This window comes from Streptomyces sp. NPDC047706, assembly GCF_043204795.1.
Lineage (GTDB): Bacteria > Actinomycetota > Actinomycetes > Streptomycetales > Streptomycetaceae > Streptomyces.
The window spans coordinates 98,053-112,617 of sequence record NZ_JBIDCW010000001.1; the positions used below are offsets into that span (position 1 = coordinate 98,053).

The following is a 14,565-nucleotide window of genomic DNA, read 5'->3' on the forward strand; positions in this document are numbered from 1 at the left end:
GTTCGGGCCGCTCGGCAGGGGGTATTGGGGGCCCTGACCTCGGGATCCTCCCGGTGGGCGAGAGATGGCCCACACGGCGCCGGGCGAGCCCTCCCGGAAAAGCAGAAGACCCCTGGTGAACAGGGGTCTGAGCTGGTGTCCGAGGGGGGACTTGAACCCCCACGCCCGATAAAGGGCACTAGCACCTCAAGCTAGCGCGTCTGCCATTCCGCCACCCGGACAAGGTGTCTGTCGCGCTGGGGTTCCCCGCGGCGACGACGTAAACATTACCAGGCTTTCGCAGGTGGCTGATCACACCCCCGCGCGGCCCGGATCGCCGTGAACGCCCTGTGACGGGCGGGTGCGGTCTTGGGGAGGGGGCGGGCTCGGGGGGAGGATGAGGGGGACCACCAGCGGCGACTGCGGAAGGAAGCGGCGTGAGTGACACGGGCACGGCCGAAGGCGTCACCGGCGAGGACGAGGTCGTCGACCTCTGCCGCGAGCTGATCCGGATCGACACCAGCAACTACGGCGACCACTCGGGGCCCGGTGAGCGCGAGGCGGCCGAGTACGTCGCCGGCAAGCTCGCCGAGGTGGGCCTCGAACCGCGGATCATCGAGTCCCACAAGGGCCGCGCCTCCACCGTGGCCCGGATCGAGGGCGAGGACCCGTCCCGGCCCGCGCTGCTCATCCACGGCCATCTCGACGTGGTGCCGGCCAACGCGGCCGACTGGACCCACCACCCCTTCTCCGGCGAGATCGCGGACGGCTGCGTCTGGGGCCGCGGGGCCGTCGACATGAAGGACATGGACGCGATGACCCTCGCCGTCGTCCGGGAGCGGCTGCGCAGCGGGCGCAGGCCCCCGCGCGACATCGTGCTCGCCTTCCTCGCCGACGAGGAGGCGGGCGGCACCTGGGGCGCGCGGTACCTGGTCGACAAGCACCCCGAGCTGTTCGAGGGCGTGAGCGAGGGCATCGGCGAGGTCGGCGGCTTCTCCTTCACCGTCAACGAGCAGCTGCGGCTCTACCTGGTCGAGACCGCCCAGAAGGGCATGCACTGGATGCGGCTCACCGTGGACGGCACCGCAGGGCACGGCTCGATGACCAACACCGACAACGCGATCACCGAGCTCTGCGAGGCGGTGGGGCGGGTCGGCCGGCACACGTGGCCGGTGCGGGTCACCAAGACCGTGCGGTCCTTCCTCGACGAGCTCTCCGACGCCCTCGGGGTCGAGCTCGACCCCGAGAACATGGACGAGACGCTCGCCAGGCTCGGCGGCATCGCCAAGATGATCGGCGCGACCCTGCGCAACTCGGCCGCGCCCACCATGCTCGGCGCCGGCTACAAGGTCAACGTCATCCCCGGCCAGGCGACCGCGCACGTCGACGGGCGGTTCCTGCCCGGCCACGAGGAGGAGTTCCTCGCCGACCTCGACCGGCTGCTCGGCCCCCGCGTCAGGCGGGAGGACGTGCACGCCGACAAGGCGCTGGAGACCGACTTCGACGGCAAGCTCGTCGACGCCATGCAGAGCGCGCTCAGCGCCGAGGACCCGATCGCGCGGGCCGTGCCGTACATGCTCTCCGGCGGCACCGACGCCAAGTCCTTCGACGATCTCGGCATCCGCTGCTTCGGCTTCGCGCCGCTGAAGCTGCCGCCGGAGCTGGACTTCGCCGGGATGTTCCACGGCGTCGACGAGCGGGTGCCGGTGGAGGGGCTGCAGTTCGGCGTACGCGTGCTCGACCGGTTCATCGACGCGTCCTGAATTGGCCCACTGAAACGACACTGCAGTATTCGCGCACATGTGCCCGGCGTGACCGTGGGGAGTGAATGCGCTCATCAGGTCGTAGCCCTATTAGTTCCTCCTCGTTACTGGTGATGCGATCAGCTACTTGTGATCGCATTGCCAACAAGGAGGAATAATGATCAAGAAGGTCGTCGCCGCTGCGGCAGCCACCGGTGGTCTGGTTCTCGCGGGCGCGGGCCTCGCCGTCGCCGACTCCGGTGCCCAGGGTGCCGCCGTGGGTTCCCCGGGTGTCGTGTCCGGCAACGTGATTCAGGTTCCCGTGCACGTTCCCGTGAACGTCTGCGGCAACACGATCTCGGTGATCGGGCTGCTGAACCCCGCCTTCGGCAACACCTGCATCAACAAGTGACGCTCCCTTTCTGAGGTCGTCCACGCCGTCGGTCCCGGAGCGCGCGCCATGCGTTCCGGGACCGACCGGTCTTTCACGTAGGTCAAGAGGGGGAAGGCAGGAATTCAGCAATGCGACAGGGCACCCGCAAGGGATTGATGACCGTGGCGGCGGCAACCGGCGTGATCGCGGCCGCGAGCGGCCACGCCCACGCCGACTCGGGCGCGAGCGGCTCCAGTTCGAAATCACCGGGCGTGCTGTCCGGCAACACCGTGCAGGTCCCGGTGCACGTGCCGATCAACGTCTGCGGCAACACCATCAGCGTCGTCGGCATCCTGAACCCGGCCGTCGGCAACTCCTGCGCCAACCGGGGCGGAGACCACGGGACGCCGGGCGGCTACGGCGACGACGGTCACGGCGGCTCCGGTGACCACGGCTCCTCCGGCACAGGGGCGCACGCGGACGGGCAGGCCGAGGGCTCGCCCGGCGTGGGCTCCGGGAACCACATCCAGGTGCCGGTCCACGTGCCGGTCAACGTCTGCGGCAACAGCGTCGACGTCATCGGCGTCGGCAACGCAGCCGTGGGCCAGGACTGTGTGAACGGTGGCGGCGGCGACGGCCACACCACGCCGCCCGGGGGAGAGGGCGACGGCACGACCCCGCCGGGGACGCCGGGCGGCCCGGGAGACCCCGGTGAGCCGGGCACGCCCGGACAGCCCGGCACGCCGGACGACAAGGGCGTCGACGCCGACTCCGGTACCCGGGGCGACAGCGGCTCCGGCACCGGCTCCGCCGGGGACGGCACCGGCTCCCGGGACGACGACCGCTCCGGCGCCGCGGCCGTCACCCACCTCGGCGGCGGCCGGCTGGCACAGACCGGCAGCGAGCTGCCCATGGGCGCGGCCGCCTCGCTGGGCGCGGGGGCGCTGCTGGCGGGCGCCGTGCTCTACCGCAGGGCACGCGCCTCGGCGTAGCCCGTCCGGCGCGCCCGCACGTCCGTGACCGGCAGCCGGAGCGGGCCCCGCACCCCGCGGGGCCCGCTCCGCTCCGTTTCCGCCGCCTCAGCTCACCACGTGGCCCGTACCTGGCGGATGATCCGCCGGCGCAGCCGCACCCTGCGGCTGCCGTCGCGCAGCAGGCTCAGGCGGTGCAACTCCCAGTGTCCGTACTCCGCATGGTCCGTCAGCAGGCGTGTGGCGTCCTTGCGGGAGACCCCGCGCGGGACGTACACGTCGACAAATTCGTATTCCGGCATCGCATCTATTGTGCGGGCAACGGCCCGGTACGGATAGCGTCTGCTCTATGTCTGATGCTGCGCAGCCCACCGCTGCCGAGGTACGCGCCGCCGCCGAGGCGGTCAAGACCGCGCTCGACCGTCATCTCGCGGCGGTCGAACGCAGGTCGGGTGAGGACGACCCGGCCGTCTACGAGGCGTTCAACAAGCTGGCCGCGGCCGCAGAGGCGTACGACGAGCTGCTCTACGACCGTTACGACGAGGTCACGCCCTTCGAGATCCCCGGCGCCGAGGACACCCTGCCGCCGTACACCGGGCCCGAGGAACCGAACGCCTTGAGTGTGCTGATCCGCCGCGACTACGCGGTGGCGGAGCCACAGCGGCTGCTGGCGCAGGCCCAGCGGATCGAGGCGGCGGACGAGGACAGTACGGACGCGGAGGCCGCGAGCACGATCCACGGGGCGCTGGGCATCCTCTTCGGGGAGTTCGAGCCGGACGAGATCGCCTCCCGGCACAAGGAGTTCGGTCTGGAGGAGGGCGACTCCACGATGTGGGTGACGGCGGCGGAGGAGCCCGCCGACCCCGGCGAGTGGCTGGAGGCCCCGTTCGAGGCAGTCGACCCGCAGAGCGTGGTCTGCCGCTTCGACGTCAGCGCCGTCTTCGACGACGACGAGCCCGACGACGAGGACATCCCCGGGCACCTTGAGGACGAACTGGACCTGGATGAGGACGAGGACCTGGAACCCCTGGACGCGGACCGCCGCTGACCAGGAACGCGAGAGACAGACACTGACCGGCGGCCACGGGGGCACCCCGCGGCCGCCACGTCGTCCCGGCCGTTTGCCCGTGGGACTCGCCGGTGGTCGCCGAGCGCCGTGACCCCCGCCGTCGGTGGCGGCGGGGGAGCCGCGCCGGTCCGCCGGGGGCCCGTGGTGCCGTGCGGCGCGCGGGCCCTCGGTCGCGCAGGGCGCTTCGCCGCCGTCAGCCCGCGCGGCCCGCCTCAGCCCTCCGCCGGAACCTGTGCCTCCAGCAGTTCCGGCAGGCGGGTCGTGCGGGGCTTCGCCAGGACTTCGGCCACCGCCTTCGGCAGGGCCTGGTCCACTCCGTGGACCACCGACAGGTGGCGTTCCGCGCGTCCGAAGGCCGTGTAGACCCAGGGGCGGCTCAGCGCCTGGGCTGCGTCGCCGGGCAGGACCGTGACCACCGCGGGCCAGCGGGTGCCCACGGCCTGGTGCGCGGTCAGGGCCCAGCCGTGCCGCACCGACTGCTCCACCCGCTCCTTCGGTACGACCACGGCGTCCCCGGCGCACGACAGACGCAGTCCCTCGGCGTCGGCCCCGACCACGTGACCCGGCAGCGTACGGCCCGGCGCGGGGGAGTAGGCGACGCGGTCACCGGGGTCGAAGCCCCCGAAGCGTCCCGGGCCGGGGTTGAGCCGCTCCTTCAGCGCGGCGTTCAGCACCCGCGTGCCCGCCGCGCCCCCGTGCCCCGGCGTGACGACCACCGTCTGGTCAGCCGGCACCCCGATCGCCCGCGGCACCGAGTCGGCGACCAGCTGCACGGTCCGGTGCACCGCCTCTCCCGCGTCCCGCACCGGCACGATCACGACCTCCTTGCCGGGCGCCTCGACCTGGAGCAGCTCGCCCACGCCGATGCCCGACACCAGCTCCCCGAGCGGACCGGGATCCGGCCGCCGCGAGGCGACGTGCGGGCACCTGCCCACCGCCAGCAGATCGGCGAAGACCCGCCCGGGACCGATCGACCAGAGCACCCCCGGGTCGCCCGCCAGCACCAGCCGGGCCCCGTCCGGCAGTGACTCGACGAGCAGCGCCGCCGCCTCCACGTCGAGCTGGGGTGCGTCGAGGACGACGAGCAGATCGAGGTCGAGCGCGCCGTCGGAGTCCCGCCCCGGCCCCTCGGCCCCGGCCAGCAGTCCGGCGACAGTCGTCACGCCCGTCTCCGGTCCCTCCACCAGAGCCGCGAACCGTCCCCTGCCGGCCGGACCGTGTGCGGCGGCCCAGGCCCGCAGCCCGAGCCCACGCGCCGCCCGCACCAGCTCAGCCGTCTCGGCCGACGAGGCCTCCCCGCCGGTGTGCAGCACCAGCCCGTGGCCGGCGACCGCCCGGACGAGTTCGGCGGCCGCCCCCCGGGCGCCGGCTGCCGCCCGCTCCCAGGCCTCGCCCGAACCGTGCTCCTCAGGCGCGGAGTTGATCAGCCGGGCCAGACCGTCGGCCAGACTCTCCTCGGCGAGCGCGTAACGCTCCAGCCCGACGAGGACGCGCACAGGCCGCTCCTCGCTCCCGTCCTCGTCCTGCAGTTCGCCGTCGCCCTCGCCCGACGCCTCGGCCTCGTTCTCGTCCAACCCGTCCTGGAAGGCGAGGGCGTCTCCTTCGGCGAGCGCCCCCTGCACCGCCTCCGCCGGATCCGGCACCCCCCGCTGAGCCAGCGCCGTGGTCAGTACGGGCATCTCCAGCGCGGTGTGCCCGGCGAGTGCCGCCTGCTGCAGGAGCCACACCGTGACCGCACGCCCCCGCCGCTCGTCGCCGGGCCCGCACTCCGGCCCCAGCAGCGCCCGCGCGAAACCGTCGGCCTGCTCCGGCCGCACCCCAGCGACCCTCAGCAGCTGCCAGGGGTCGGCGCGCAGCCGCTCGTCCGCTCCCTCACCCAGGACGGCGGCTGCCTGCACGGCGAGCGTCTCAGGAGCACCTCCGTCGCTCAGCACCCGCCGCACGCCCTCGACGGCCTCGGGCGCTGGCGCGCCCACCGCGACCGGCACCACCGGCTGCGTCCGCCGTACCGGCTCCGGGGTCTGGCGCCGCGGCGGCGGCTCCTGGAACACCGTCGCGGGCGGCTTCGCCCCGCTCTCCACCGCACGCACCGCCGCCAGCAGTTCTGCCGCCTTCCCGCTGAGCTTCGCGCCCGCGTCGACGGGCGCCTGCTTCTCCGCCTTGCGCCGCTCGATCCGCTCCCGCTCCACTCGCTGAGCAGCCAGCTCGGCCGCGGCCTCATCCACCTCACGCCCCCCGGCTCCCGCCGCCCCAGGGGTGTCACCGGCCGCGGTCTCCACCGCTCCGGCAGTCTCGTCCCCGGCCCCCGCCGCCTCAGCCTCTGCCGCCTCAGGGGACTCACCGTCGGCCCCCGACGCCCCGGCGGTCTCACCGCCCCCGGCTCCCGCCGCCTCAGCCATCTCACCGGCCCCGGCCCCCGACGCCCCGGCGGTCTCACCGCCCCCGGCCTCCACCGTCCGGGACGGCTGCCCGCCCTCGCCCTTCGCCGGCTCGGCCGTCGCAGACTCGGTCTCCGTGGCGTCCGGCTTCCTCGGCTCGGCGTCCCCGGTGGTCTCCGGCTCCGTGCTCACAGCGTGCTCCAGTCGTGATCGGGATAGCGGTGCACGGGCGCCGACACATCGTCCAGCGCCCGGCAGATCTCGTCAGGAAGACTAAGGGCCTCCACCGACAACGCCGCCGTGAGCTGCTGCGCGGTGCGCGCGCCGACGATCGGCGCGGCCACCGCGGGCCGGTCCCGCACCCATGCGAGGGCGACCTGGAGCGGTGTGACCGCCAGCCCGTCGGCCGCCGTCGCCACGGCGTCCACGATGCGGCTCGCGGTGTCGTCGAGGTACGGCTCGACGAAGGGCGCCAGATGGTCCGAGCCGCCCCGGGAGTCCGGCGGCAGGGCGTTGCCCCGGTACTTCCCGGTCAGCACCCCACGCCCCAGCGGCGACGACGGCAGCAGCCCTATGCCCAGGTCCAGCGCGGCCGGCAGCACCTCACGCTCGACGCCGCGCTGCAGCAGCGAGTACTCCATCTGCGTACTCGCCAGCCGGGTGCGCGTCCCGGGCGCCGCCAGCTGCCAGGTGGCCGCCTTGGCGAGCTGCCAGCCGCAGAAGTTGGAGACGCCCGCGTACCGTGCCCGTCCGCTGCCCACGGCGAGGTCCAGCGCCTGGAGCGTCTCCTCCAGCGGGGTCTGCGGATCGAAGGCGTGGATGTGCCACAGGTCGACGTAGTCCGTGCCGAGCCGGGAGAGCGAGGCGTCCAGCGCGGCCAGCAGATGCCCCCGTGACCCGTCGAACCGCCGGTCCGGGTCCGGCACGCTTCCGGCCTTGGTCGACAGCACCAGGTCCCGTCGCGGCACGAGCCCTTCCATCAGCCGGCCGAGGAGATACTCGGACTCCCCGTTCCCGTAGACGTCCGCCGTGTCGACGAGCGTCCCGCCCGCCTCCCAGAAGGTCTTCAGCAGGTCCGCGGCATCATGTTCGTCGGTGTCCCGCCCCCAGGTCAGGGTGCCGAGTCCGATCCGGGACACACGCAGGCCGGTACGGCCGAGATGCCTCTGCTCCATGTCCGCCGAGATTACTGGCCAGAACTGGTGCCGTGGGTTGCCTGTGGACAACCGATTCACGTGATCGGGGCCCCTGTTCCCGGACGGCGCGCCCGTGACTCCACCCGTGGCCTGGGCGAGCCCCCGCGCCCACGCTAGTGTCGACGCCACAAGGGACGTTACTGATGAGTAAGGGGAAGGCCATGCAGCTCGGGATCAACCTCGGCTACTGGGGCGCCGGAATGGACGCGGACAATCTCGCCGTGGCCCAGGAGGCCGACCGCCTCGGGTACGCCGTCTGCTGGGCGGCCGAGGCCTACGGCTCCGACGCCGCCACCGTGCTCAGCTGGGTCGCCGCCCAGACGGAGCGCATCGACGTCGGCTCGGCCATCTTCCAGATCCCGGCCCGCCAGCCCGCGATGACCGCGATGACCGCCGCGACCCTGGACTCGCTGTCCGGCGGACGCTTCCGCCTCGGCCTCGGCGTCTCCGGCCCGCAGGTCTCCGAGGGCTGGTACGGCGTCGAGTTCGACAAGCCGCTGGCCCGTACGCGCGAGTACGTCGAGATCGTCCGCAAGGCCATGACCCGCGAACGGCTCAGCTACGACGGCGTGCACTGGACGCTGCCCCTGCCCGGCGGCCCCGGCAAGCCGATCAAGCTCACCGTCCACCCGCAGCGCGAGCACATCCCGCTGTACATCGCCGCGATCGGTCCCAAGAACCTCGAGCAGACCGGCGAGATCGCCGACGGCGCCCTGCTGATCTTCCCGTCCGCCGAGCACCTGGAGGACACCGCGATCAGGCACCTGCGCGCCGGGCGTGAGAAGGCGGGCAGGACCATGGACGGCTTCGACGTCTGCCCGACCCTCCCCCTCGCCGTCGGTGACGACAAGGACGTGACCGCCCTCGCCGACACCTTCCGCCCCTACACCGCCCTCTACGTGGGCGGCATGGGCAGCCCCAAGCAGAACTTCTACAACCAGCTCGCCCGGCGCATGGGCTACGAGCGGCAGGCCGCCGAGATCCAGGAGAAGTACCTCTCCGGCGACAAGCAGGGCGCCGCGGCCGCCGTACCGAACGAACTGATCGACCAGACCACGCTGCTCGGCTCGGTGGAGCGCATCGCCGACCGTATGAAGGCCTACGCGGCGGCCGGGGTCACGACGCTGTCGCTGGCGCCCGCGGGCTTCACCCTGGAGGAGCGGCTCGCCTCGCTGCGGGCGGGTTCCGAGGCGCTGGAGCTGGCGGGACTCGCGTAACGCGCCGTACCCGCGCGGGACGTCTCTACGGCCGTGGTGGGGGCTCGGGGGTCTTCCCCGCCACGGCCGTCACGGGGAACAACGCGCCTGCCCACGCGCGGTTACGCTCCCGACGCCCGCCCGTCGGTCCGTCTTTCGGTGGAGTTGTCCGGCAAAGCTGTTGCCCTGGGGCCGCAGGGGCATTTGACTCGTTCTTTGCGGAATTCTGCAGAGAGGTGCTCTCAGATGCTTTCGGCCAGGAGTCTGTTCCAGGAGATCCTCGACAACGACCAGTCGTTCAGGCTGTTCTGCTCCATCGCGGCCAGCGGTGAGGCGCAGGGCGGCTGGGAGAACGCCCGCATCGCCGCGCTCGTGCCCGCGAGCGAGCGCGCCCTCGCCCCCAAGATCACCCGCCATGGGGCGGACGAGGACAAGCACGGGCGGATCTTCAACGCGCTGCTGAAGAAGCGCGGCCTCGAACCCGTCGAGGTCCCGCCGGAGACCGACTACACGATGCTGCTCGAGAAGCGGGGCATCGGCCTGGCGCACGAGAAGCTGAAGGCGGATCAGCCGCTCACCGTGCGGGACATCATCACCTACCTCGCCCACAGCCGCGTCACCGAACAGCGCGCCGCCGAACAGATGATGATGCTGACGAAGCACTTCACGGACCACCCGGTGCTCGGCAGGGCGGTCCGGATGATCTCCGCGGACGAGGACGACCATCTCGCGTACACCCACGAGGAGCTGCTGCGCCTGGCCGCCGCCGGGCACGGCCGGGACATCCGGCGCACCCTGCGCGAGTGCGCGCTCGCCGAGATCCGCGTCCACCGGGACGTGAGCCTCGCGGTCATGGCACGCATGGGCCGCATCCTCGGCTGGTCCCGCCGGAAGGCCGCGGTGCTCGCGTTCGGGATCCACGCCGTGTACGGCTACGAGCGGCTCGGCGGCTGGCGGCGCATGGTGAGCCTGAAGATGCCGGAACGCCGCGACGCCCTCGGCGGCCCGGCCGGCACCGCCCCCGAGTTCGCCTGACGACCGAGTCCCTCACATCCAGCCCCGCCGCTTGAACGTCCGGTAGAGCACCACCTCCAGGGCGGCCATGACCGCGAGCACCGCCGGATAGGCCCACACCCAGCGGAGCTCCGGCATGTGCTCGAAGTTCATGCCGTAGACCCCGGCGATCATCGTCGGGACGGCCGCCATGGCCGCCCACGCGGAGATCTTCCGCATGTCGTCGTTCTGCCGCACGCTCATCTGCGCCAGATGCGCCGACAGCACATCCGACACCAGCCGGTCCAGGCCCTCCACCGACTCGTTCACCCGCGTGAGATGGTCGTGGACGTCGCGGAAGAACGGCCGCGCCTTGTCGTCGACGAAGGGCACGGAACCGCCGAGCGTTCCCACGCCGGCGAGCCGGGTCAGCGGCACCGCCAGCGGCCCGGTGGCCCGGCGGAACTCCATGATCTGCCGCTTGAAGCCGTAGACGCGGGACGCCGAGTGCCGCGAGCCTCCGCTCTCCGGTGAGAAGACGTCCGCCTCCAGCTCCTCCAGGTCGTTCTGCAACTCGGCCGACACCTCCACGTAGTGGTCCACCGTCGCGTCGGCGATCGCGTACAGCACCGAGGTGGGGCCTTTCCCGAGCAGCTCCGGCTCCTGCTCCAGTCGTCGGCGCACGGCGGCCAGCGGGGAGCCCACACCGTGCCGGACGGTCACCACGAAGGCGTCACCGAGGAAGATCATGACCTCCCCGGTGGTGACGGCGTCGCTCTCCGGCTCGTAGACGACCGGCTTCAGGACCACGAAGAGCGAGTCGTCGTACACCTCCAGCTTGGGCCGCTGGTGCGCCTTGAGGGCGTCCTCGACGGACAACGGATGCAGCGCGAACTCCTCGGTGACCAGCTCGAACTCCCGCTCGCTCGGCTCGTGCAGGCCGATCCACACGAATCCGCCGACCGCCCGTGCCCCGGCCAGGGCGTCCGAGAGGTCCTCGGGTCCCTCCGTCCGGTGTCCGTCACGGTAGATGGCACAGTCGACGATCACAGAGCGTGTTCTCCCGTCACCGCACGGACGTCGCACCCGGGCCTGCGCCTACCCTGGGCCGCATGCCCACGCTGATCCTCGTCCGGCACGGACGTTCCACCGCAAACACCGAGGGACTGCTCGCCGGCTGGACGCCCGGCGTCGCCCTCGACGAGCGCGGCACCGCGCAGGCCGCCGCACTGCCCGGCCGGCTCGCCGGACTGCCGGTCTCCGAGGTCGTCACCAGCCCCCTGCAACGCTGCCAGGAGACCGTCCGGCCGCTGCTCGACGCCCGCCCCGGGCTGCGCGCGCACACCGACGAGCGGATCGGCGAGTGCGACTACGGCGACTGGTCCGGCCGCAAGCTCGCCGAACTCAGGGACGAGCCCTTGATGGAGGTGGTCCAGGCCCACCCGACGGCGGCCGCCTTCCCGGGCGGCGAGTCGATGCGGGCGATGCAGCACCGGGCCGCCGAGGCGGTACGGGAGTGGAACGCGCGCGTCGAGCGCGACCACGGCGCCGGCGCCGTGTACCTGATGTGCTCGCACGGGGACGTCATCAAGTCTCTCGTCGCCGACGCACTCGGACTTCATCTCGACCTCTTCCAGCGGATCTCCGTAGAACCGTGTTCCATCACCGCGATCCGTTACACCCGTCTCAGGCCGTTTCTCGTACGCCTCGGAGACACCGGCGACTTCGCGTCCCTGGTGCCCCGCGAGGAGCCCCCGGGCGGGGACGCCCCGGTGGGAGGCGGTGCGGGCGCACCGTGATCGTCGCCCGCAGTAGGGTGAAGCGGTCGCAGTAACGCCGTACTTGTCCGCAGCCGAGCGACCGCACGGCGGCCGGTCGGTCAACGAAGTCGATGTCGACCCACGATCAATGGAGACAGGACGTGTCCCGTCAGGTGTTCCTCTACGACCCCCCGGAGCGTTTCGTGGCCGGTACGGTCGGACTGCCCGGGCGCCGTACCTTCTTCCTCCAGGCCACCGCGGGCCCCCGGGTGACCAGCGTGGCGCTGGAGAAGACGCAGGTCGCAGCGCTCGCCGAGCGCATGGACGAACTGCTCGACGAAGTGGTGCGGCGCAGCGGCGGCAGCGCCGCCGTACCGGCCGTGGCACCCAGCGAGGTCGCCGACAGCGCCCCGCTGGAGACCCCCATCGAGGAGGAGTTCCGCGTCGGCACCATGGCTCTCGCCTGGGACGGCGAGGAGCAGCGCATGATCGTCGAGGCACAGGCGCTGGTGGAGCTCGACGCCGACACCGACGAGGACCTCGCCGAGGCCGAGGAGCGGCTCCTTCAGGACGAGGAGAACGGGCCCCCGATGCTGCGGGTCCGGCTCACCGGCGCGCAGGCCCGCGCCTTCGCCAAGCGCGCCCTCGACGTCGTCAACGCCGGCCGGCCGCCGTGCCCGCTGTGCAGTCTGCCGCTCGACCCGGAAGGACACGTATGCCCGCGCCAGAACGGATACCGCCGCGGAGCATGACCTCCGGGGAACTGCTCGCCACCGGCGAGCTGAGCGTGCGCGGACGCATCCGTGACGCCTCCAACGCGGCGCTGTACTGCACGATCACGCACGACGGCCAGGAGGCCACCTGCGTCTACAAACCCGTCGCCGGGGAGCGGCCCCTGTGGGACTTCCCCGACGGCACGCTCGCCGGGCGCGAGGTCGCCGCGTACGCGGTCTCCGAGGCGACCGGCTGGGGCCTGGTCCCGCCCACCGTGCTGCGCGAGGGGCCGTACGGCGAGGGGATGTGCCAGCTGTGGATCGAGGCGCGCCCGGACGCCGGGTTGCTCGCCCTCGTCGACGCCGAGGAGCCCGCCCCGGGCTGGAAGGCGATCGGGTTCGCCGAGGTCGGCGACGGCAGGACCGCGCTGCTGGTGCACGCCGACGACGAGCGGCTGCGGCGGCTCGCCGTGCTCGACGCCGTGATCAACAACGCCGACCGCAAGGGCGGCCACCTGCTCCCGACCGCGGACGGCCATCTCTACGGCATCGACCACGGGGTCACCTTCAACGTCGAGAACAAACTGCGCACGCTCCTGTGGGGCTGGGCCGGCGAGCCGCTCACCGCCGAGGCCGTGGAGGTCCTCCGACGGATCCAGGGGGAGCTGAAGGCGGGCGGGGCGCTCGCCGAGCGCCTGGGCACGCTGATCACGGACGCCGAGATCGACGCCACGCGCGCGCGAGTCGGGGCACTGCTGGCCGCGGGGGTGCACCCGGAGCCCAACGGGGACTGGCCGGCGATTCCGTGGCCGCCGGTGTGACGGCACGGCCGTCGAGGTGACGGGCGGCACATCCGGGGCCCCTCGCGCAAGAGGGCCTTACCGGCCATCCGGCCTGCTCCGGTTCGTATACGGAACTCCAGTCCGGTTAGGCTCATGACATGCATGCCTGGCCCGCTTCCGAGGTCCCCGCCCTGCCTGGCAAGGGCCGCGACCTGAGGATCCACGACACCGCGACCGGTGGCCTCGTCACCGTCGACCCCGGTCCCGTCGCCCGTATCTACGTCTGCGGCATCACCCCGTACGACGCGACCCACATCGGTCACGCGGCGACCTACAACGCGTTCGACCTCGTGCAGCGCGTGTGGCTCGACACGAAGCGGCAGGTCCATTACGTCCAGAACGTCACGGACGTCGACGACCCGCTCCTGCAGCGGGCGGACCGCGACGGCATCGACTGGGTCGCGCTCGCCGAGCGTGAGACCGCGCTGTTCCGCGAGGACATGACCGCCCTGCGGATGCTGCCCCCGAAGCACTACATCGGCGCCGTCGAGGCGATACCCGGCATCGTGCCGCTGGTGGAACGGCTGCGCGACCTCGGCGCGGCCTACGAACTCGACGGCGACATCTACTTCTCCGTCGAGGCCGACCCCCACTTCGGCCAGGTGTCCCACCTGGACGCCGCCGCGATGCGGCTGCTCTGCGCCGAGCGGGGCGGCGACCCGGACCGTCCGGGCAAGAAGAACCCCGTCGACCCGATGCTGTGGACGGCGGCCCGCGAGGGCGAGCCGAGCTGGGACGGCGGTTCGCTCGGCCGTGGCCGGCCCGGCTGGCACGTCGAGTGCGTCGCCATCGCCCTCGACCACCTCGGGATGGGCTTCGACGTCCAGGGCGGCGGCTCCGACCTCGCCTTCCCGCACCACGAGATGGGCGCCTCCCACGCCCAGGTGCTGACCGGCGAGTTCCCCATGGCCAAGGCCTATGTGCACGCCGGGATGGTGGCGCTGCACGGCGAGAAGATGTCCAAGTCCAAGGGCAACCTGGTCTTCGTCTCCCAGCTGCGCCGTGACGGCGTCGACCCGGCCGCGATCCGGCTCGCCCTGCTCGCCCACCACTACCGGGCCGACTGGGAGTGGACCGACCAGGTGCTCCAGGACGCGGTGGACCGGCTCGACCGCTGGCGCGCCGCCGTCTCCCGGCCCGACGGGCCGGGCGCGGACCGGCTCGTCGGGGAGCTTCGTGAGGCCCTCGCCGACGACCTGAACTCCCCGGCCGCGCTGGCCGCCGTGGACCGCTGGGCCGCGGAGCAGCGGGAGCGCGGCGGTACGGACCCGGGCGCCCCCGGCGTCGTCAGCCGTGCCGTGGACGCCCTGCTCGGCGTGGCCCTGTAGGAAGACGAAGGTGGGCCGCTTCCCC

The 14,565-nt window shown here is 72.5% G+C and carries 14 protein-coding genes and 1 tRNA gene; 10 read left to right on the forward strand and 5 right to left on the reverse strand.

All coding sequences use genetic code 11. The features are described from left to right. Positions 1–133: 133 nt before the first annotated feature. A tRNA-Leu gene (locus ACGF8A_RS00470) sits at positions 134–221 on the reverse strand. 195 nt (positions 222–416) lie between these two features. Here ACGF8A_RS00470 and ACGF8A_RS00475 point away from each other — a divergent pair. From ACGF8A_RS00475 to ACGF8A_RS00485, 3 genes are all read left to right on the forward strand, one after another. Continuing rightward, positions 417–1,742, forward strand: a complete 1,326-nt coding sequence (locus tag ACGF8A_RS00475) for a M20/M25/M40 family metallo-hydrolase (RefSeq protein WP_393102669.1) — start codon at positions 417–419, stop codon at positions 1,740–1,742. Positions 1,743–1,899: 157 nt separating this feature from the next. Further along, positions 1,900–2,133: a chaplin ChpH gene (gene chpH / locus ACGF8A_RS00480; protein ID WP_187750569.1), complete on the forward strand. Its 234-nt coding sequence runs from the start codon at positions 1,900–1,902 to the stop codon at positions 2,131–2,133. Between the two features lie 110 nt (positions 2,134–2,243). Then, complete coding sequence (locus tag ACGF8A_RS00485; RefSeq protein WP_393102671.1) at positions 2,244–3,086, forward strand: chaplin; 843 nt, start codon at positions 2,244–2,246, stop codon at positions 3,084–3,086. Positions 3,087–3,178: 92 nt separating this feature from the next. Here the strand turns inward: ACGF8A_RS00485 and ACGF8A_RS00490 are convergent, their stop codons facing one another. Continuing rightward, entirely contained in the window at positions 3,179–3,367 is a 189-nt protein-coding gene (locus ACGF8A_RS00490) for a DUF5703 family protein (RefSeq protein ID WP_043499282.1), read from the reverse strand. A gap of 47 nt (positions 3,368–3,414) precedes the next feature. Between ACGF8A_RS00490 and ACGF8A_RS00495 the strand changes: the two genes are divergently transcribed. Further along, entirely contained in the window at positions 3,415–4,113 is a 699-nt protein-coding gene (locus tag ACGF8A_RS00495) for a hypothetical protein (protein ID WP_393102674.1), read from the forward strand. Positions 4,114–4,346: 233 nt separating this feature from the next. Here ACGF8A_RS00495 and ACGF8A_RS00500 read toward each other — a convergent pair whose 3' ends face one another. Next, positions 4,347–6,704, reverse strand: coding sequence for a helix-hairpin-helix domain-containing protein (locus ACGF8A_RS00500; protein ID WP_393102676.1), 2,358 nt, complete (start codon positions 6,702–6,704; stop codon positions 4,347–4,349). Continuing rightward, the gene (locus tag ACGF8A_RS00505) at positions 6,701–7,687 is read right to left on the reverse strand and encodes an aldo/keto reductase (protein ID WP_393102678.1); all 987 of its coding nucleotides are present in this window, start codon (positions 7,685–7,687) and stop codon (positions 6,701–6,703) included. The genes ACGF8A_RS00500 and ACGF8A_RS00505 overlap by 4 nt, the downstream gene beginning before the upstream one ends. Before the next feature lie 182 nt (positions 7,688–7,869). On the opposite strand from ACGF8A_RS00505, the gene ACGF8A_RS00510 reads away from it, so the two are divergent. Together ACGF8A_RS00510 and ACGF8A_RS00515 are read left to right on the forward strand one after the other, a co-directional pair. After that, positions 7,870–8,925 (forward strand): LLM class F420-dependent oxidoreductase, encoded by a 1,056-nt coding sequence (locus ACGF8A_RS00510; protein WP_393103159.1) that lies wholly within the window; start codon positions 7,870–7,872, stop codon positions 8,923–8,925. A 225-nt stretch (positions 8,926–9,150) separates the two neighbouring features. After that, the gene (locus ACGF8A_RS00515) at positions 9,151–9,939 is read left to right on the forward strand and encodes a ferritin-like domain-containing protein (protein WP_393102680.1); all 789 of its coding nucleotides are present in this window, start codon (positions 9,151–9,153) and stop codon (positions 9,937–9,939) included. A gap of 12 nt (positions 9,940–9,951) precedes the next feature. Here ACGF8A_RS00515 and corA read toward each other — a convergent pair whose 3' ends face one another. Next, positions 9,952–10,947: a magnesium/cobalt transporter CorA gene (corA, locus tag ACGF8A_RS00520; protein ID WP_393102682.1), complete on the reverse strand. Its 996-nt coding sequence runs from the start codon at positions 10,945–10,947 to the stop codon at positions 9,952–9,954. A 62-nt stretch (positions 10,948–11,009) separates the two neighbouring features. Here corA and ACGF8A_RS00525 point away from each other — a divergent pair, with 62 nt between their 5' ends. The 4 genes from ACGF8A_RS00525 to mshC all read left to right on the forward strand — a co-directional run bounded on the left by ACGF8A_RS00525 (position 11,010) and on the right by mshC (position 14,540). After that, on the forward strand, positions 11,010–11,696 hold the full coding sequence (locus ACGF8A_RS00525) for a histidine phosphatase family protein (protein ID WP_393102684.1): 687 nt from the start codon (positions 11,010–11,012) through the stop codon (positions 11,694–11,696). Between the two features lie 122 nt (positions 11,697–11,818). Continuing rightward, complete coding sequence (locus ACGF8A_RS00530) at positions 11,819–12,409, forward strand: DUF3090 domain-containing protein (RefSeq protein WP_393102686.1); 591 nt, start codon at positions 11,819–11,821, stop codon at positions 12,407–12,409. Beyond that, a complete protein-coding gene (locus ACGF8A_RS00535; protein WP_393102688.1) occupies positions 12,373–13,191 on the forward strand; it encodes an SCO1664 family protein in 819 nt (272 codons plus the stop codon). Before ACGF8A_RS00530 ends, ACGF8A_RS00535 begins: the two co-directional genes overlap by 37 nt. Before the next feature lie 119 nt (positions 13,192–13,310). Then, entirely contained in the window at positions 13,311–14,540 is a 1,230-nt protein-coding gene (gene mshC / locus ACGF8A_RS00540) for a cysteine--1-D-myo-inosityl 2-amino-2-deoxy-alpha-D-glucopyranoside ligase (RefSeq protein WP_393102690.1), read from the forward strand. Positions 14,541–14,565: the final 25 nt, after the last annotated feature.

Excerpts from the sequence above, each read along its gene's own strand:
- chpH (WP_187750569.1), top strand. The coding sequence starts at position 1,900 with ATGATCAAGAAGGTCGTCGCCGCTGCGGCAGCCACCGGTGGTCTGGTT.
- ACGF8A_RS00485 (WP_393102671.1), top strand. The coding sequence starts at position 2,244 with ATGCGACAGGGCACCCGCAAGGGATTGATGACCGTGGCGGCGGCAACC.
- ACGF8A_RS00490 (WP_043499282.1), bottom strand. The coding sequence starts at position 3,367 with ATGCCGGAATACGAATTTGTCGACGTGTACGTCCCGCGCGGGGTCTCC.
- ACGF8A_RS00495 (WP_393102674.1), top strand. The coding sequence starts at position 3,415 with ATGTCTGATGCTGCGCAGCCCACCGCTGCCGAGGTACGCGCCGCCGCC.
- ACGF8A_RS00505 (WP_393102678.1), bottom strand. The coding sequence starts at position 7,687 with ATGGAGCAGAGGCATCTCGGCCGTACCGGCCTGCGTGTGTCCCGGATC.
- ACGF8A_RS00510 (WP_393103159.1), top strand. The coding sequence starts at position 7,870 with ATGCAGCTCGGGATCAACCTCGGCTACTGGGGCGCCGGAATGGACGCG.
- ACGF8A_RS00515 (WP_393102680.1), top strand. The coding sequence starts at position 9,151 with ATGCTTTCGGCCAGGAGTCTGTTCCAGGAGATCCTCGACAACGACCAG.
- ACGF8A_RS00525 (WP_393102684.1), top strand. The coding sequence starts at position 11,010 with ATGCCCACGCTGATCCTCGTCCGGCACGGACGTTCCACCGCAAACACC.
- ACGF8A_RS00535 (WP_393102688.1), top strand. The coding sequence starts at position 12,373 with ATGCCCGCGCCAGAACGGATACCGCCGCGGAGCATGACCTCCGGGGAA.
- mshC (WP_393102690.1), top strand. The coding sequence starts at position 13,311 with ATGCATGCCTGGCCCGCTTCCGAGGTCCCCGCCCTGCCTGGCAAGGGC.